The 14028-nt window shown below is 70.2% G+C and carries 16 protein-coding genes; 8 read left to right on the top strand and 8 right to left on the bottom strand.

Annotation, left to right across the window (positions count from 1 at the left end; all coding sequences use genetic code 11):
• Positions 1-37: 37 nt before the first annotated feature.
• From aguB to ACMGDM_RS04510, 3 genes are all read right to left on the bottom strand, one after another.
• Positions 38-901, bottom strand: coding sequence for an N-carbamoylputrescine amidase (gene aguB, locus ACMGDM_RS04520; RefSeq protein ID WP_436802911.1), 864 nt, complete (start codon positions 899-901; stop codon positions 38-40).
• Positions 902-971: 70 nt separating this feature from the next.
• Positions 972-1634, bottom strand: a complete 663-nt coding sequence (locus tag ACMGDM_RS04515) for a hypothetical protein (protein ID WP_436802910.1) — start codon at positions 1632-1634, stop codon at positions 972-974.
• Positions 1635-1808: 174 nt separating this feature from the next.
• On the bottom strand, positions 1809-3158 hold the full coding sequence (locus ACMGDM_RS04510; protein WP_436802909.1) for a NupC/NupG family nucleoside CNT transporter: 1350 nt from the start codon (positions 3156-3158) through the stop codon (positions 1809-1811).
• 384 nt (positions 3159-3542) lie between these two features.
• On the opposite strand from ACMGDM_RS04510, the gene ACMGDM_RS04505 reads away from it, so the two are divergent.
• From ACMGDM_RS04505 to ACMGDM_RS04480, 6 genes are all read left to right on the top strand, one after another.
• Entirely contained in the window at positions 3543-4214 is a 672-nt protein-coding gene (locus ACMGDM_RS04505) for a queuosine precursor transporter (protein WP_436802908.1), read from the top strand.
• Between the two features lie 38 nt (positions 4215-4252).
• Complete coding sequence (argB, locus tag ACMGDM_RS04500; protein WP_436802907.1) at positions 4253-5158, top strand: acetylglutamate kinase; 906 nt, start codon at positions 4253-4255, stop codon at positions 5156-5158.
• 273 nt (positions 5159-5431) lie between these two features.
• Positions 5432-5740, top strand: a complete 309-nt coding sequence (locus ACMGDM_RS04495) for a YggT family protein (RefSeq protein WP_219750825.1) — start codon at positions 5432-5434, stop codon at positions 5738-5740.
• Between the two features lie 38 nt (positions 5741-5778).
• A complete protein-coding gene (locus ACMGDM_RS04490; protein ID WP_496047871.1) occupies positions 5779-6039 on the top strand; it encodes a DUF167 domain-containing protein in 261 nt (86 codons plus the stop codon).
• Positions 6036-6905 carry a bifunctional methylenetetrahydrofolate dehydrogenase/methenyltetrahydrofolate cyclohydrolase FolD gene (gene folD, locus ACMGDM_RS04485; protein ID WP_436802906.1) on the top strand — a complete coding sequence of 290 codons (870 nt, stop codon included), beginning with the start codon at positions 6036-6038 and terminating at the stop codon, positions 6903-6905. The genes ACMGDM_RS04490 and folD overlap by 4 nt, the downstream gene beginning before the upstream one ends.
• A gap of 1 nt (position 6906) precedes the next feature.
• Positions 6907-7524, top strand: a complete 618-nt coding sequence (locus ACMGDM_RS04480; RefSeq protein WP_436802905.1) for a MarC family protein — start codon at positions 6907-6909, stop codon at positions 7522-7524.
• Between the two features lie 265 nt (positions 7525-7789).
• Here ACMGDM_RS04480 and ACMGDM_RS04475 read toward each other — a convergent pair whose 3' ends face one another.
• Complete coding sequence (locus tag ACMGDM_RS04475) at positions 7790-9607, bottom strand: AcrB/AcrD/AcrF family protein (RefSeq protein ID WP_436802904.1); 1818 nt, start codon at positions 9605-9607, stop codon at positions 7790-7792.
• 146 nt (positions 9608-9753) lie between these two features.
• Here ACMGDM_RS04475 and ACMGDM_RS04470 point away from each other — a divergent pair, with 146 nt between their 5' ends.
• Positions 9754-10128 (top strand): GtrA family protein, encoded by a 375-nt coding sequence (locus ACMGDM_RS04470; RefSeq protein ID WP_436802903.1) that lies wholly within the window; start codon positions 9754-9756, stop codon positions 10126-10128.
• 18 nt (positions 10129-10146) lie between these two features.
• Positions 10147-10875 carry a class I SAM-dependent methyltransferase gene (locus tag ACMGDM_RS04465; RefSeq protein ID WP_436802902.1) on the top strand — a complete coding sequence of 243 codons (729 nt, stop codon included), beginning with the start codon at positions 10147-10149 and terminating at the stop codon, positions 10873-10875.
• A 170-nt stretch (positions 10876-11045) separates the two neighbouring features.
• On the opposite strand, the gene ACMGDM_RS04460 is transcribed toward ACMGDM_RS04465, so the two are convergent.
• The 4 genes from ACMGDM_RS04460 to ACMGDM_RS04445 form a co-directional block, all read right to left on the bottom strand.
• Entirely contained in the window at positions 11046-12014 is a 969-nt protein-coding gene (locus ACMGDM_RS04460) for a glucokinase (RefSeq protein WP_436802901.1), read from the bottom strand.
• Positions 12015-12359: 345 nt separating this feature from the next.
• The gene (locus ACMGDM_RS04455) at positions 12360-12776 is read right to left on the bottom strand and encodes a secondary thiamine-phosphate synthase enzyme YjbQ (RefSeq protein ID WP_436802900.1); all 417 of its coding nucleotides are present in this window, start codon (positions 12774-12776) and stop codon (positions 12360-12362) included.
• On the bottom strand, positions 12776-13147 hold the full coding sequence (locus ACMGDM_RS04450) for a tRNA-binding protein (RefSeq protein WP_436802899.1): 372 nt from the start codon (positions 13145-13147) through the stop codon (positions 12776-12778). The genes ACMGDM_RS04455 and ACMGDM_RS04450 overlap by 1 nt, the downstream gene beginning before the upstream one ends.
• Positions 13147-13818 carry a glutathione S-transferase family protein gene (locus tag ACMGDM_RS04445; protein WP_277982175.1) on the bottom strand — a complete coding sequence of 224 codons (672 nt, stop codon included), beginning with the start codon at positions 13816-13818 and terminating at the stop codon, positions 13147-13149. Before ACMGDM_RS04445 ends, ACMGDM_RS04450 begins: the two co-directional genes overlap by 1 nt.
• Positions 13819-14028 lie beyond the last annotated feature (210 nt).

Below are 14028 nucleotides of genomic sequence, written 5' to 3'. Positions count from 1 at the left end.
GGTCGCGTGCGCCGACCGGCCGGGGCGCGGCCTGTACTCAGATATCCTGCACCAGCCGGCCGTACAGCTCGGGCCGGCGATCGCGGAAGAAGCCGAACGCGGCACGGTGGCGGCGCACGCGATCAAGGTCGAGCGTGGCGACGATCACGCCCTCTTCCTCGCGGTCGAGCTCGGCCAGGATGTCGCCGCGTTCGTCGGTGATGAAGCTGGTGCCGTAGAAGGTCTGGTCGTGTTCGGTGCCGACGCGGTTGGCGGCGATCACCGGCACCACGTTCGACACCGCATGCCCCACCATCGCGCGCCGCCACAGCCGCGCGGTGTCGAGCGACGTGTCGTGCGGCTCGCTGCCGATCGCGGTCGGGTAGAACAGCAGCTCGGCGCCCATCAGCATCATTGCGCGCGCGGTCTCGGGATACCATTGGTCCCAGCAGACCCCGACGCCGATCCTGGTGCGATGCCCTTGCGCGACCGGACCGTCCCACACCTTGAACCCGGTGTTGCCCGGGCGAAAATAGAATTTCTCCTCATAGCCGGGGCCATCGGGGATGTGGCTCTTGCGATAGACGCCCTGGATCTCGCCGTCGGGGCCGATCATCGCCAGCGAGTTGTAATGGTGCGGGCCGTCGAGCTCGAAGAAGCTGGTGGGAATATGCACGCGCAGCGCCTCGGCAAGCGCCTGCATGGCCAGCACCGCCTTGTGCTCGCCCACCGGCGCGGCGTTGGCGAACAGCGATTCGTCCTCGACGCGGCAGAAATACTCGCCCTCGAACAATTCGGGCGGCAGGATCACCTGCGCGCCGCGCGCATGCGCCTCGCGCACCGCCTCGGAAACCTTGGCGATATTGGCGTCGATGTCGGCGGAGAAAGCGAGCTGCAGCGCGGCGACGGTGATCTCGGTCATGCGCGCGCACATAGGGCGCGCGCGCGCGCCGCGCCAGAGCGGGTTGCGCCCGGAGCAGGCTGGTCCGGGGCTAGGGCAGGATGGTGCCGGTGCGGAACAGCCGGTCCTCGAGCAGCGGCACGATCTCCTCCTCCTCCGTCGCGCGCGACGGATCGAGCTCCAGCAGCGAGGCGAGCGCGTGCCAGCCGTAGCGCGGGGCGGCGATCGGGCTGCCCGGCGCGGCGAGCCGCCGGATCACGCCGAGGCCGTGCTCGATCTCGCTCCGCCCGCCGACCTCGACCGCAACCTCCCCGCTGACCAGCACCGGGGCGTCAAGATTGCCGCCTACGACGAGCAGCGAATCCTCGCGCGCGGTATAGAGCCATTCGCCGATGATCAGGTCGCCGGTGACGACGATGCGGCTGCCCCAATCGTTGAGCAGGCTGCCGCAGCGCAGGGTGCCGAAGACCACCAAGGCGGCATGCCCGTCGTTGCCGTCCACCTCCTGGGTGGAGAGCTGACCGGCGACGGTGAGATCGCCCTCGACCAGCGTCAGCAGCGTGAGCGGGGTATAGTCGCCCGCGATCACCAGATCGCCGCGGTGGCGCGCGGCGCTGACATCGTCGGGCTCGAGCACCGGCGATACCAGCTCGATCTGCGAGACCAGATCGGCCAGCGCGGCGTCGGGGAGTTCCTCGACCAGTGCCGCGATCTTGTTCTGCCACGTCTCCATCGGCATGCGCTGCCACGTCATTCCGGCACCTCCCTTGCGTTCTGAGCATATAGGAAGCGGATGGTGCGGACGGCGGCGGGCCGGCCGTTATGTGACCCGGATCGCGAGGGTTAGCGGCAATCGGCGCGCCGCGGGCGACCTGTCTCCCCTCCCTGAGGGAGAGGAGTTGGCTCGCTGTCGGGCTCGAACGGCGACTCAGCCGATGAGCAGCCCCGCCAGCGCGGCGCTCATCAGGTTGGCGAGGCTGCCCGCCGCCAGCGCGCGCAGGCCCAGCCGAGCGATCGTCGGGCGCTGGTTGGGCGCAAGGCTGCCCGTCACCGCCATCTGGATCGCGATGGAGGAGAAATTGGCGAAGCCGCACAAAGCAAAGGTGACGATCGCGATGGTGCGCGGGCTGAGCTGCGCCGCCTGCTTGCCGAGATCGATATAGGCGACGAACTCGTTGAGCACGATCTTCTCGCCGAACAGTCCGCCCGCGATGCCGGCCTCGCGCCACGGCACGTTGAGCAGGAACATCACCGGCTGGAAGACATAGCCGAGCAGCCCCTGGAAGCTCAGCTCGGGATGGCCGAACCAGCCTCCCGCCGCACCGAGCAGCCCGTTGGCGAGCGCCACCAGCGCGACGAAGGCGAGCACCATCGCGCCGACGGCCACCGCCAGACGCACCCCGGTCTGCGCACCCTGCGCCGCCGCCATGATGAGGTTGGCGGGTTTCTCCTCGTCGTGCGTCGCGTCGGGCAGCGGCTCACCCGCGACCGGATGCGTCGCCTCGCTCGGCAGCGCCGCCGGTCCGATCCCCGCGGCGGTGCGGCGATGGTCCGCCAGTGCGACGTCGCGTGGCGCGCCCGGCACGTCACCCAGCGCCAGCTCGCCCGCGGGCGTCTCGCGGCGGTCGGGCATGATGATCTTGGCCATCAGGATGCCGCCCGGCGCTGCCATGAAGCTGGCGGCGAGCAGATAGTCGATGCTGATCCCCATCGAGGCATAGGCCGCCAGGATCGTCCCCGCCACGCCCGCCATGCCGCTGGTCATCACGGTGAAGACCTGCGGCGGGGTCAGCGCCGCCAGATAGGGGCGGATCACCAACGGCGACTCGCTCTGGCCGACGAAGATGTTGGCGGCGGCGCACAGGCTCTCCACCTTGCTGGTGCCGATCACGCGCTCGATCGCGCCGCCGAGCCAGCGCACCACCAGCTGCATCACGCCGAGATAATACAAGATCGACACCAGGCTGGCGAAGAAGATGATCACCGGCAGCGCGGCGATGGCGAAGCTCTGCCCGCCCACCGCGGGGCTGGCGAGATTGCCGAACAGGAACTCGGTGCCGCGCTGCGAATAGCCGAGCAGCGCGGCGACACCGGCCGAGGCGCCGGCGAGCGCGGCGCGACCGGGCGTCCAGTAGAGGACGATGACCGCGATCAGCGCCTGGAGCGCGAAGGCGCTGCCGACGACGCGCAGGCGGATCGCGCGGCGATCGGCGGAGAGCAGTAGCGCAAGCAGCAGGATTACCGCGATGCCCGCGAGACCGATCAGGATTCTCTGCATTCGTCTTCTTTGATATGAGCCGCGTGGAGGGCGCGCGGCGAGGGCGCGCACGCGGAAGCGGATCATACAGCGGTGGCCGCGCGCCGCCAGCCATGTTCGCGCGAGTCGGGCACGGGTGTGCCGCATCCGCACCGGGTTGGGGGGATCCTCCGCTATCAGCGTTCCTCAGGAAGAAACTGGGGTGGGTCCTCCTCGTCCGTCATCCCGGACTTGTTCCGGGATCCACTGTTCCACGACAGCAACGCTTCACGAGTATGCGGCAGGTTGGATCCCGGACCAAGTCCGGGATGACGGAAGAGTGACGCAGGAAACCCAGTGACAGGAGGGTAAGCTTGCCCCCGCAACACCTTCCCCGCACCGCCCGCGCCCGCTACGACGCCGGTGATGGCCTCCGCTCCTCCCGCCCCGATCCCGCGCTCGCTGTTCGCTTTCTCGATCTTTTACGGCGGGATGGTCTGCATCGCCGGGGTGCTCGGCAACAAGCAGGTGGCGCTCGGGCCGATCTCGGCGCTGGGGCCGCTGGTCGGGCTGCCGCCGCTTGCGGTGGAGGCGGGGATCTTCGCCTTTCTGCTGCTGGTGGTCACCTCCAGCGCGGTGGCCGAGCTGCACGGGCAGAAGGTCGCCGGGCGGCTGGTGCTGATGGGGTTCATCCCGCTGCTGGTGTCGATGCTGCTGACGCTGGTGGTGCTCGTCGTCCCCGCCGCGCCCGAGATGGACCGCGCGCATCTCGCCGCGTTCGACCAGATGATGGGCGCGACGCCGTGGATCTGGGCGGGCGGCATCGTCGCTTACGGCGTGTCGCAGACGCTGAACGTCACGATCTTCTCCTGGCTGAAGGGGCGCGAGGGCGGGCGGCTTTTGTGGTTCCGCGCCGCCACCGCCAGTGCGCTCAGCCAGATCGTCGACTCGATCCTGTTCATCGCGATCGCCTTTGGGCTGTCGGCGGTGGGCTGGCTGATGGCGGGGCAGATGCTCGCCAAGGTGGTGCTGTCGATCGCGCTGGTGCCGCCGTTGATCTACCTGATGGTGGCGATCGGGCGCCGGCTCGACGCCTGACCTTTCGCCGCCGCGCGCGCGCCGCTATGGCGCCGCGCATGACCGATCCGACCCCCGCCGCCGCGCTGCCGCCGTCGCTCAAGGCCGAGACGCTGGTGGAGGCGCTGCCCTATCTCCAGCGCTACGCCGGCAAGACCTTCGTGGTGAAATACGGCGGCCACGCGATGGGCGAGCCCGAGGCGCAGGCCGATTTCGCCGAAGACGTGGTGCTGCTCAAGGCGGTCGGTATCAACCCGGTGGTGGTGCACGGCGGCGGGCCGCAGATCGGCAGCATGCTCAAGCGGCTGGGGGTCGAGTCGCGGTTCGTCGACGGACTGCGCGTGACCGACGCGGAGACCGCGCAGATCGCCGAGATGGTCCTGGCCGGCTCGATCAACAAGGAGATCGTCGGCTGGATCGGCCGCGCCGGCGGGCGCGCCGTCGGCATCTCGGGCAAGGACGCCGGGCTGGTGCTGGCCGAGAAGGTAGGCGGGCGCGACCCGGACCCGTTGCAGGGGATCGAGCGCAAGGTCGACCTCGGCTTCGTCGGCGAGCCGGTCGCGGTCGACCGCCGCATCATCGACTCGCTCAGCCGCGACGGCATCATCCCGGTGATCGCGCCGATCGGCATCGGCGCCGACGGCCACACCTACAACATCAACGCCGACACGATGGCGGGCGCGATCGCCGCGGCGCTGGGCGCGGCGCGCTTCTTCCTGCTGACCGACGTGGCCGGCGTGCTCGACCGCGACGGCGAACTGCTCACCGACCTCGACCCCGCTGCGATCAAGCGGCTGCGCGAGGAAGGGACGATCAAGGGCGGAATGATCCCCAAGCTGGAGACCTGCGTCGCCGCGGTCGAGGCCGGGGTCGACGCCGCGGTGGTGCTCGACGGGCGCGTGCCGCACGCGATGCTGCTCGAGATCTTCACGCGGCGCGGCGCGGGCACGCTGATCCGGCGGTGAGGGGGGGGCAAGGGCGCGCCGTCCCTTGCCGGCGTGAGAGGGTTTGCGAGCGCAGCCTCTCTAAGGCGTCATCCTGAACTTGTTTCAGGATCGACGGTGCCGCGTACCCAGGTCCGGCGGCGCTCGCGGGCCAGTGGATCCTGAAACGAGATCAGGATGACGCCACGAGCGCGGCGACGCTTTCACACCCGCCCGCCACCCGAATCACACCCCGCTGGCACAGGCACCGCCAGTGCCCTATATGACCGATACACCATCACGGAGACGCCGCGCGTGCTGACGCTCACCATTATCCAGATACTGCAGGTGCTGATCTCGTTCGTGCGCTGGATCATCATCATCCAGTTCATCCTGTCGCTGCTGATCGTGTTCAACATCATCAACACCTCCAGCCCGTTCATCCGCGGGCTGCACGACGGGCTCGACCGGCTGACCGAGCCGCTCTACCGCCCGATCCGCCGCATGTTGCCGGCCACCGGCGGAATCGATTTCGCGCCGATGGTGGTGCTGCTCGGGTTGGTGATCCTCAACATCATCCTCAACAACATCGCCGCGAGCGTGCTGGTGGGCGGCGCCGTCTGAGCGCCTGGCGCGAGACCGGCGACGGGATCGCGCTCGCGGTGCGGGTGACGCCGCGCGGCGGGCGCGACTCGCTGGCGGCGGGCACCGATGCGCATCTCGCCGCGCGTCTCGCCGCCGCCCCGGTCGACGGCGCCGCCAACGACGCGCTGGTCGCGCTGGTGGCGCGCCACTTCAACGTGGCGAAGCGCGACGTCGCGTTGGTGGCCGGGCAGACCGCGCGGCTGAAGAGATTGACGATCAGGGGCGATCCCGTGGCGCTGGCAGAGCGCGCCGCTTCGCTCTATGCGCCTGAGTCATGACCGCCCGCCTCATCGACGGAAAAGCCTTCGCCGCCGCGCTGCGCGACCGTGTCGCCACCGCCGCCGCCACCTTCACCCAGGCCGCCGGCCGCCAGCCGGGCCTTGCGGTGGTGCTGGTTGGCGAGGACGCCGCCTCCTCGGTCTATGTCCGGTCCAAGGGCAAGGCGACGCTGGCCGCGGGCATGGCGAGCTTCGAGCATCGCCTCCCCGCCGACACGACGCAGGACACGCTGGTCGACCTCGTCGACCGGCTCAACGCCGACCCGGCGGTGGACGGCATCCTCGTCCAGCTGCCGCTGCCGCGCCACATCGACGAGCGCGCGGTGATCGCGCGGGTCGATCCCGACAAGGACGTCGACGGCTTCCACCCGCTCAACGCCGGCCGGCTCGCCACCGGGCTGGACGCTTTGGTGCCGTGCACGCCGCTCGGCTGCCTGATGCTGCTGCGCGACGTGCACCCGCATCTCGCCGGACTGGAGGCGGTGGTGATCGGCCGCTCGAACATCGTCGGCAAGCCGATGGCGGCGCTGCTGCTCCAGGAGAGCTGCACGGTCACGACGGTGCACAGCCGCACGCGCGACGTGATGGCGCATGTGCGCATGGCCGACATCGTCGTCGCCGCGGTCGGCATTCCCGGCTTCGTCCAGCCGGAGTGGATCAAGCCGGGCGCGACCGTGATCGACGTCGGCATCAACCGGGTCGACGGCGGGCTGGTCGGCGACGTCGACCCGCGCGTCGCCGAGGTGGCGGGGGCGATCACCCCGGTACCGGGCGGGGTCGGGCCGATGACCATCGCGGTGCTCTTGCGCAACACGATGGTGGCGGCGTCGCGCCGCGCCGGGCTGGCGGTGGATCCGTCGCTCTGAGATGGTTGAGCTGTTCGTCTCGTCCTTCGTCACGCTCTTCCTGATCATCGACCCGCCCGGCTGCGCGCCGATCTTCGCCGGGCTGACCGCGGGCGCCACGCCGCCGCACCGCCGCGCCATGGCGATCCGCGCGGTGGTGGTGGCGGCGGGAATCCTGCTGCTGTTCGCGCTCGTGGGCGAGCCGTTGCTTCACGCGCTCGGGATCGAGCTCGCCTCGTTCCGCATCGCGGGCGGGCTGATGCTGTTCCTGATCGCGCTCGAGATGGTGTTCGAGAAGCGGACGCAACGCCGCGAGGATCGCGCCGCCAAGGTGACCGCGGAGGAGGCCGACGACGTCTCGATCTTCCCCATGGCGATGCCGATGATCGCGGGACCGGGCTCGATCGCGACCGTGATGCTGCTGATGTCGCGCAGCACCGGCTTCGAGCGCTCCGCGGTGGTGATGGCCGCGCTGGGCGCCAACCTGCTGCTGATGCTGGGCTCGCTGCTGGCGGCGGGGCCGATCATGCGCATCCTTGGCGCCAAGATCGAGGCGGTGATCACGCGGCTGCTCGGCGTGCTGCTGGCGGCGCTGGCGGTACAGTTCGTGATCGACGGCGTGGTCGAGCAGCTGCGGTGAGGGGGGGGATGCGTAAGGCAAGCGCCGCGCCCGCGGCGACGCCCCACCCCGGCCCTCCCCTGAAGGGGAGGGAGAGAGGCTAGCGGCGAGGTGCTCCCCTCCCCTTCGGGGGAGGGGTTGGGGGTGGGGCTCTCCGCGGGCGCGGCGCTGATCGGCTGTCTGCCAAGCGCTTTCCAGACGCGAGGGACGTCACAGGCCGTTGTTCTGCTTGACCCGGGGTTCCCGCGCTCGCGGGAAAACCGGGGTTCAAAGGAGAACAGGCCGCCTACTCGATCCGAAACGCCCGGAACGGCGAGCCCTTCTTCAACGGCACGGGCACCAGCCAGTCGAACCGCTCGCCGCGCGCCAGCCGCGCGTAGAAACCGCCCGGCGCCTTGGCGCGATAATTGGTCGATTCCGCCATGTCCGGGCACACCAGCAGCAGCGTCGCGCCATGACGCTTCATGATCGCGCGCGCCTGCTCGGGCGCGCCCTTGTAGGCGTGATGGACGTCGAGGATCGCGCCGCCGTTGCGATGGTACGGTCCGGCGATGGCGTCGTGGTGGGTCAGCGTGATCAGCCGCGGGCCGATATCGACGAAGGTGAAGATCGTCTGGCGCGGCAGCCGGTTGAGCGGCGCCATCGCAGGAATCGTCATGCACCGCCCGGTCGCCTTGTTGACGCGGCGGACATAGGCGCTCGGCCGGTCGATCTGGAACCAGTCGATCGCCAGCTGGGTGAAGCTGCCCGACACCAGCACGAACACCGCCACCGCCGCAAACGCCTTGGCCGGCCAGAAGCGCGGCGCGAGCAGCCATGGCAGCGTCGCCCAGGCGAGCGCCGCCGCGCCGGGGATGGCGAGCAGCTGCGCTGCCGGCCCCGCGCGCGCCTGCCACAGCAGCATCAGCGCGGCGAAGGCGCCGAACAAGGCGACCGCGGCCCAGCCGCGCAACGCGGGCGCGCGCCGCGCGCGCCACGTCGCCAGCAAGGCGCCGATCAGCCCGATGAGCGGCAGCGTCACGATCGGCAGCGCGATGCGCAGCGGGTGGCGGTAGATCGGCTTGGCCTCGCGCACGTTGGCGAGCCAGGTGGTGTAGAGCTCGTCCGACACCTGCTCGGGGCGGCCGAGGCATTGCGGGAAGGCGAGCGCGAAGAAGGCCGCCACCGCCGCGCCCGCCGCCAGCGCCAGCACCAGCCGCACCGCCGGCTTCTTCGGGTCGACCAGCGCGAGCAGCAGCAGCAGCCCGCCCGCCAGCACCACCACCGACAGCCACACCGGGGTGAGCGCGTCGCAGCGCAGCACGCGATTGGCGTAGGAGGCGAAGCCGGCATAGCCCGCCGCGCTCCCGCCCGCGAGCGTCAGCGCGTAGACCGCGAGCCGGTCGCGCTCGCCGCGGTCGACCACCCAGGCGAGCGCGATGATCGCGCCCGACATCGCGGCATAGGGCAGCATCTCCAGCCCGATCGTCAGCGACACCGCGGTGGCGATCCCCACCAACGCGCCGCCGCGCGCGCCGCGCGGATCGCACAGCCCCGCCACCGTCACCGCCAGCATCGCCAGCTGCCAGCCGTGATGGTCGATCCGGTCGGGCAGGAACATGCCGAGCGTCACGTTGGTGGCCAGGAACAGCGCGGGCGCGAGCACCCAGGCGAGCGGGTGGACCAGCCGCCGCAGCGTCGCGCCCAGCGCCACCAGAGTCACCGCCGCGGGAAGCAGCGGGGCGAGGCCGCACGCCAGCCGCTCCGCCTCCGCCGCGCCGACCAGCGGCCGCAGCAGCAGGATCAGACCCGCGATCGGCAGGTCGACCAGTCGCGACCAGTGGATGTCAAACCCGAGCGGCGGGTTGAGCCGGTAGTTGCGCAGGTCGAACCAGCCCTGGCCGTCCAGCAGCGCGCGCACCTGCATCAGCCGCATATTGTCGTCGGTATCGCCCAGCGACAGCCAGTGGATCGCGGCCCAGCGTTTCCACATGAACCACGCTGCGATCGCGACCCAGACGAGCAGCGAGAGTCGCAGCCAGTCGCGATCGATCACGCGCGCCGCTTTCTCCAGCCAGTCGCGCGCGGCAAGATGCTTGTCCTGCGCCGCGTCCCGCCCATCCATATCCAAAATGCTTCCTTCCGGCCGCCGCGCGCGATAGAGCCGCAGCCGCGTCTAGCCTTGGCGGCGCAAAGGGCAAGGTTTTGGCAGCGTCTCACTCCCCCTCGTCGGCTCCCGCCGCGCCGTCGCCGCAAGCGGCGCAGCGTGAGATGTTCTGGCAGCTGGTGCGCTTCGGCGTCACCGGCGGGGTGATGACCGCGCTGTACGCCGCAATCTACTGGCCGCTCGCCACCTATGTGATGAACCCCAATCTGGCGGTGGTGGTCGCGTTCCTCAGCGTCACCGGAATCGGTCGCTTCGCACACGGCGCGGTCAGCTTCCGCGGCCATGGCACGCGCAGCGCGCGCACCGCGCGGCGCTTCTTCCTGGTGCAATTGTTCGGCTTCCTGCTCCAGCAGGGATTCACCTGGGTGCTGGTGACCGGCCCTTTCTTCCACGGCCCGACGTGGTGGCCGCTGGTGCCCGCGGTGTCGGTCGTGCCGCTGCTGACCTTCTGGCTCCAGCGCAACTGGGTATTCGCGTAACATGAAGGCTGATCGCTGATGGACCGCCGCGTCTACGACCGTATGGCGGAGCATGATTCGACCCACTGGTGGTATCGCGCGCGCCGTGACGTGCTCGCCGACTTCCTGACGCGCGAGGCGCGACTCCCGACTGACGCGCGCATCCTCGAGATCGGCTGCGGCACCGGACACAATCTCCCGATGCTGGCGCAGTTCGGCACCGTGGACGCGATCGAGATCGACCCTGCCGCGCGCGCGATCGCAAGCGAGCGGCTCGGCCGCGCGGTCGGCGACGCGCCGCTGCCCGAGTTGCCGGGCGTGGAGCGCGGCGCCTATGACCTCGTCGCGGTGCTCGATGTGGTGGAGCATATCGAGGACGATGTCGCCGCGCTCGCCGCGATGCGCGCCTGCCTCAAGCCCGGCGGCAAGATCCTGATCGCGGTGCCCGCGCACCAGTGGATGTGGAGCGCGCACGACGTCGTGAACCATCACCATCGCCGCTATTCCAAGCCCACGTTGGTGCGCGCGATCCGCGCGGCCGGGCTGAAGGAGCGCGGGCTGACCTATTTCAACTCGTTGCTGTTCCCGCTGGCCGCCGCGGCGCGCGTGGCGGGGCGGCTGACCGGGCGCGACGACAGCGATGACTCACCCCCGGCGGCGCCGCTCAACGCGCTGTTCGAGCGCGTCTTCCGCGTCGAGCGCCATCTCGTCGGTCGGGTGCCGATGCCGATCGGCGTGTCGATCCTGACGCTGGCCGAGCCGGCCTAGCGGGGAGGGGAGCGCAGCGGGTCCTTGACTGGCCTCATCCTGTACTTGTGTCAGGATTCTACAGGCCGCAGTAGCCGCCGCATCTGAGAGTGCCGCACCGTGGATCCCGACACGAGTTCAGGATGACGCCGGACGACCCGCGGGCGCGTCGACTGCCCGCGCCCGCCCACTCACCCCAGATGCCGCAGCGCCTCGGCCGCGCCGGCCAGCTCGCCGTCGTCGAGCGCGGCATAGACGCGCGGCACGCCGCCGAGCAGCCGCGCATATTTGCCCGCGCCCGCGAACAGCGCGGACATCTCGGGCAGCCGCAGCAGCGGACGCAGCGCCGCCGCGACCCCGCCGGTGACGATCACCCCGTCCCATGCGCCATAGATGATGGCGAGTTGCCCGGCATGCGACCAGAAGGCGCGGCACAGCCAGGTGCACGCCTCGCCCGCAAGCGGGTCCGACGCCATCGCGCGCGTGATATCTTCCGCGCTGGTCCAGCGCGGCGTGGCGCCGCGGCGGCGCGCCAGCGTCTGATACAGCAGCACCAGCCCCGGACCCGAAAGCAGGTCCTCCGCCACCACCGGGTAGCGCGCCGGGAACATCTCGGCGGCGAGCTGCGCCAGCTCCGCCGTGGTCGCGACGAACCCGCCGTGCCCCGCCTCGGTGGCGAGCACGCGCACCGCGCCCGTCTCGTCTCGGCTCAGCACCGAGACGCCCAGCCCCGAGGTCATCCCCAGCACGCAAAAGGTGCCGGCGCGGCGCAACGAGAACTCGCCGCCCGCGAACCGCTCGTCGGCGCGGACGTCGGCGCCGTGAAGCGCCCAGGCCTCCGCCTCGAAATCGTTGAGGATCAGGGGGGCATGGCCGAGCATGCCGCGCAGCCCCGAGCGCGAGAGATACCAGCGCCCGCGCGTGATCGAGACGGTCTCGCCGCGCGGCAGCCCGGCGACCGCGAAAGCCGAGCGCGCGGGCGCACCGTCGGGTCGGGTCTCGCGCAGGAAGTCCATGATCGCGCCGGAAATGCTCACGGTGGCATCGGCGGTGAAGGTCCGCACGCTCTCCGGGCGTACCTGCCCGGTGGCATCGGTAAGCGCGAATCGCATCCGCTTGCGCCCGACATGCCCCACCAAGGCCGCGCTCGCCCCCGCCATCGATCCTCCCGCTGTTATCATCCTGGATGATATCGTTATCAGGTTAGGACTAACAGGGGGTTAGCTTCAATCTGAGGTGACGGGGGCAGCGCAAGATCCTCCCCGCTGGCGTGGAGGGCGGTCGCTGCGCGTCAGCGCGGTGGTGGAAAGGGCTCCCCACGTGAGGCTCGCTCCGATGAGAGACTGCGACGCGCGTCGCGTGTCTTCTCCCGTCGCTCGCGCTGCGGAGACGCCCCTCCACCAACCTGCGGCTGTTGTGCAGGTAAAACGGCCCGCGGCATTGCTAGCCCCGTCCGGGGGGACGCAGCGCCTGCACAACCCTCCCCAACCCGGAAGGATTGAAAGTCACTCGCCGATCACGTGGAGCGCGATGCGGCGGCGATGCGGCGCGGCGCGGTGCTCGGCGAGGTAGATGCCCTGCCACGTCCCCAGCACCATCTGCCCGCGCGCCACCGGGATCGACAGCGACACGCCGGTGAGCACGCTGCGCAGATGCGCGGGCATATCGTCGGGCCCCTCGTCGTCATGCTCATAGTCGCGCGATTCGGGCGCGACGCGCGCCAGCCAGCGCTCGAGGTCGCGGCGCACCGCGGGCGCGGCATTCTCGTTGATCAGCAGCGACGCCGAGGTGTGACGGCAGAACACCGTCAGAAGCCCGGTGTCGATCGCCTCGGCGTCGAGCCACGCCGCCACCTCGCGCGTGATCTCGACCAGCCCGGCGCCGCGCGTCGCGACCGTGATCTCGCCCACCGCCTGGCGCATCAGAACAGCCGCCCGCCGTCGGGCACGCGCTCGCTCGGCGCCACCAGCACCACCTTGCCCGCGGCGTCGGGGAAGCCGAGCGTCAGCACCTCGGAGAGGAACTTGCCGATCTGGCGCGGCGGGAAGTTGATTACCGCGGCGACCTGGCGCCCGACCAGTTCATCGACCGCATAATGTTCGGTGATCTGCGCCGAGGAGCGCTTGCGTCCGATCGCAGGACCGAAATCGATCAGCAGCTTGTAGGCGGGCTTGCGCGCCTCGGGATAGGGTTCGGCCGAGACGATCGTGCCGACGCGCACGTCCACCTTGAGGAAGTCGTCGAACGCGATCTCGGGCGCGGCGGCGGCGGCGGGGTCGTGCGTGACGTGCATCAGAAGTCCGGATTCTCGTAATAGCTCGGCGGTTCGATCCCGGTGATGCGCTCGGCCAGCAGCGGGCGGAAGCTGCGCCGGCTCTTGAACGCCGAATACCATGCCTTGGTATGCGCGTGGCCGGTCCAGTCGATCCCGCCGAGATAGTCCGCGACCGAGATCTGCGCCGCCGCGGCGAGATCGGCGAGGCTGATCGTCGCGCCCGCGATCCATTTGCGGTGGTCGAGCAGGAAATCGATGTAGTCGAGGTGGCCGACCGAGGATTTCATCGCCTCGCGCAGCCGTGATGCGTCGGGCGTGGTGCGGTGGACGATCCGCTTGATCATCCGCTCGTCGAGCAGCGGCTGGGTCACGTCGCGATAGAAATGCGTGTCGAACCACGCGACCAGCCGGCGGATCTCGGCGCGGTTGGCGGCGGTGCCGTTGATCATCGCGACGCGCTCGACGGTCTCTTCGAAATATTCGCAGATCGCCATCGAATCGACGAGCACCACGCCGCGCTCGTTATCGGTCATCACCGGGGTCTGGCCGGCGGGGTTCATGTCGATGAAGGCGTCGCGCCGCTCCCAGGGGTTCTCGCGCATCAGCTGATAGCCGACGTCCTTCTCGTTGAGGAGCGTGCGGACCTTGCGCGTGAACGGGCACAGAGGGAACTGGTAGAGCTGCCACATGCCCGCCCGCTTAGGCCGAAAGCGCGGCACGGGGGAAGCGGGTTCGTGGGCGTGCGGCGCGCCAGTGTGTCGGGGTGGCGCGATGGGTGGGCGGCCGCGCCGAAGTGGCGGGTCGTGGGTGGCGAGCGGTCCATGGCGAACGGCTGGCCCCACGAACTGGCATCATCCTGAGCTTGTCTCAGGATCCACCGGGCGGCATGCGCCTCCCGC

Source organism: Sphingomonas larreae, assembly GCF_051400595.1.
Classification (GTDB): domain Bacteria; phylum Pseudomonadota; class Alphaproteobacteria; order Sphingomonadales; family Sphingomonadaceae; genus Sphingomonas.
Note: the sequence above shows the minus strand (reverse complement) of the source record. Positions and strands in the feature narration are given on the sequence as shown.

Bases quoted from the DNA above. Each gene is read 5' to 3' on its own strand.
- aguB (WP_436802911.1), bottom strand. From the start codon at position 901: ATGACCGAGATCACCGTCGCCGCGCTGCAGCTCGCTTTCTCCGCCGAC.
- ACMGDM_RS04515 (WP_436802910.1), bottom strand. From the start codon at position 1,634: ATGACGTGGCAGCGCATGCCGATGGAGACGTGGCAGAACAAGATCGCG.
- ACMGDM_RS04510 (WP_436802909.1), bottom strand. From the start codon at position 3,158: ATGCAGAGAATCCTGATCGGTCTCGCGGGCATCGCGGTAATCCTGCTG.
- ACMGDM_RS04505 (WP_436802908.1), top strand. From the start codon at position 3,543: ATGGCCTCCGCTCCTCCCGCCCCGATCCCGCGCTCGCTGTTCGCTTTC.
- argB (WP_436802907.1), top strand. From the start codon at position 4,253: ATGACCGATCCGACCCCCGCCGCCGCGCTGCCGCCGTCGCTCAAGGCC.
- folD (WP_436802906.1), top strand. From the start codon at position 6,036: ATGACCGCCCGCCTCATCGACGGAAAAGCCTTCGCCGCCGCGCTGCGC.
- ACMGDM_RS04480 (WP_436802905.1), top strand. From the start codon at position 6,907: ATGGTTGAGCTGTTCGTCTCGTCCTTCGTCACGCTCTTCCTGATCATC.
- ACMGDM_RS04475 (WP_436802904.1), bottom strand. From the start codon at position 9,607: ATGGATGGGCGGGACGCGGCGCAGGACAAGCATCTTGCCGCGCGCGAC.
- ACMGDM_RS04470 (WP_436802903.1), top strand. From the start codon at position 9,754: ATGTTCTGGCAGCTGGTGCGCTTCGGCGTCACCGGCGGGGTGATGACC.
- ACMGDM_RS04465 (WP_436802902.1), top strand. From the start codon at position 10,147: ATGGACCGCCGCGTCTACGACCGTATGGCGGAGCATGATTCGACCCAC.
- ACMGDM_RS04460 (WP_436802901.1), bottom strand. From the start codon at position 12,014: ATGGCGGGGGCGAGCGCGGCCTTGGTGGGGCATGTCGGGCGCAAGCGG.
- ACMGDM_RS04455 (WP_436802900.1), bottom strand. From the start codon at position 12,776: ATGCGCCAGGCGGTGGGCGAGATCACGGTCGCGACGCGCGGCGCCGGG.
- ACMGDM_RS04450 (WP_436802899.1), bottom strand. From the start codon at position 13,147: ATGCACGTCACGCACGACCCCGCCGCCGCCGCCGCGCCCGAGATCGCG.
- ACMGDM_RS04445 (WP_277982175.1), bottom strand. From the start codon at position 13,818: ATGTGGCAGCTCTACCAGTTCCCTCTGTGCCCGTTCACGCGCAAGGTC.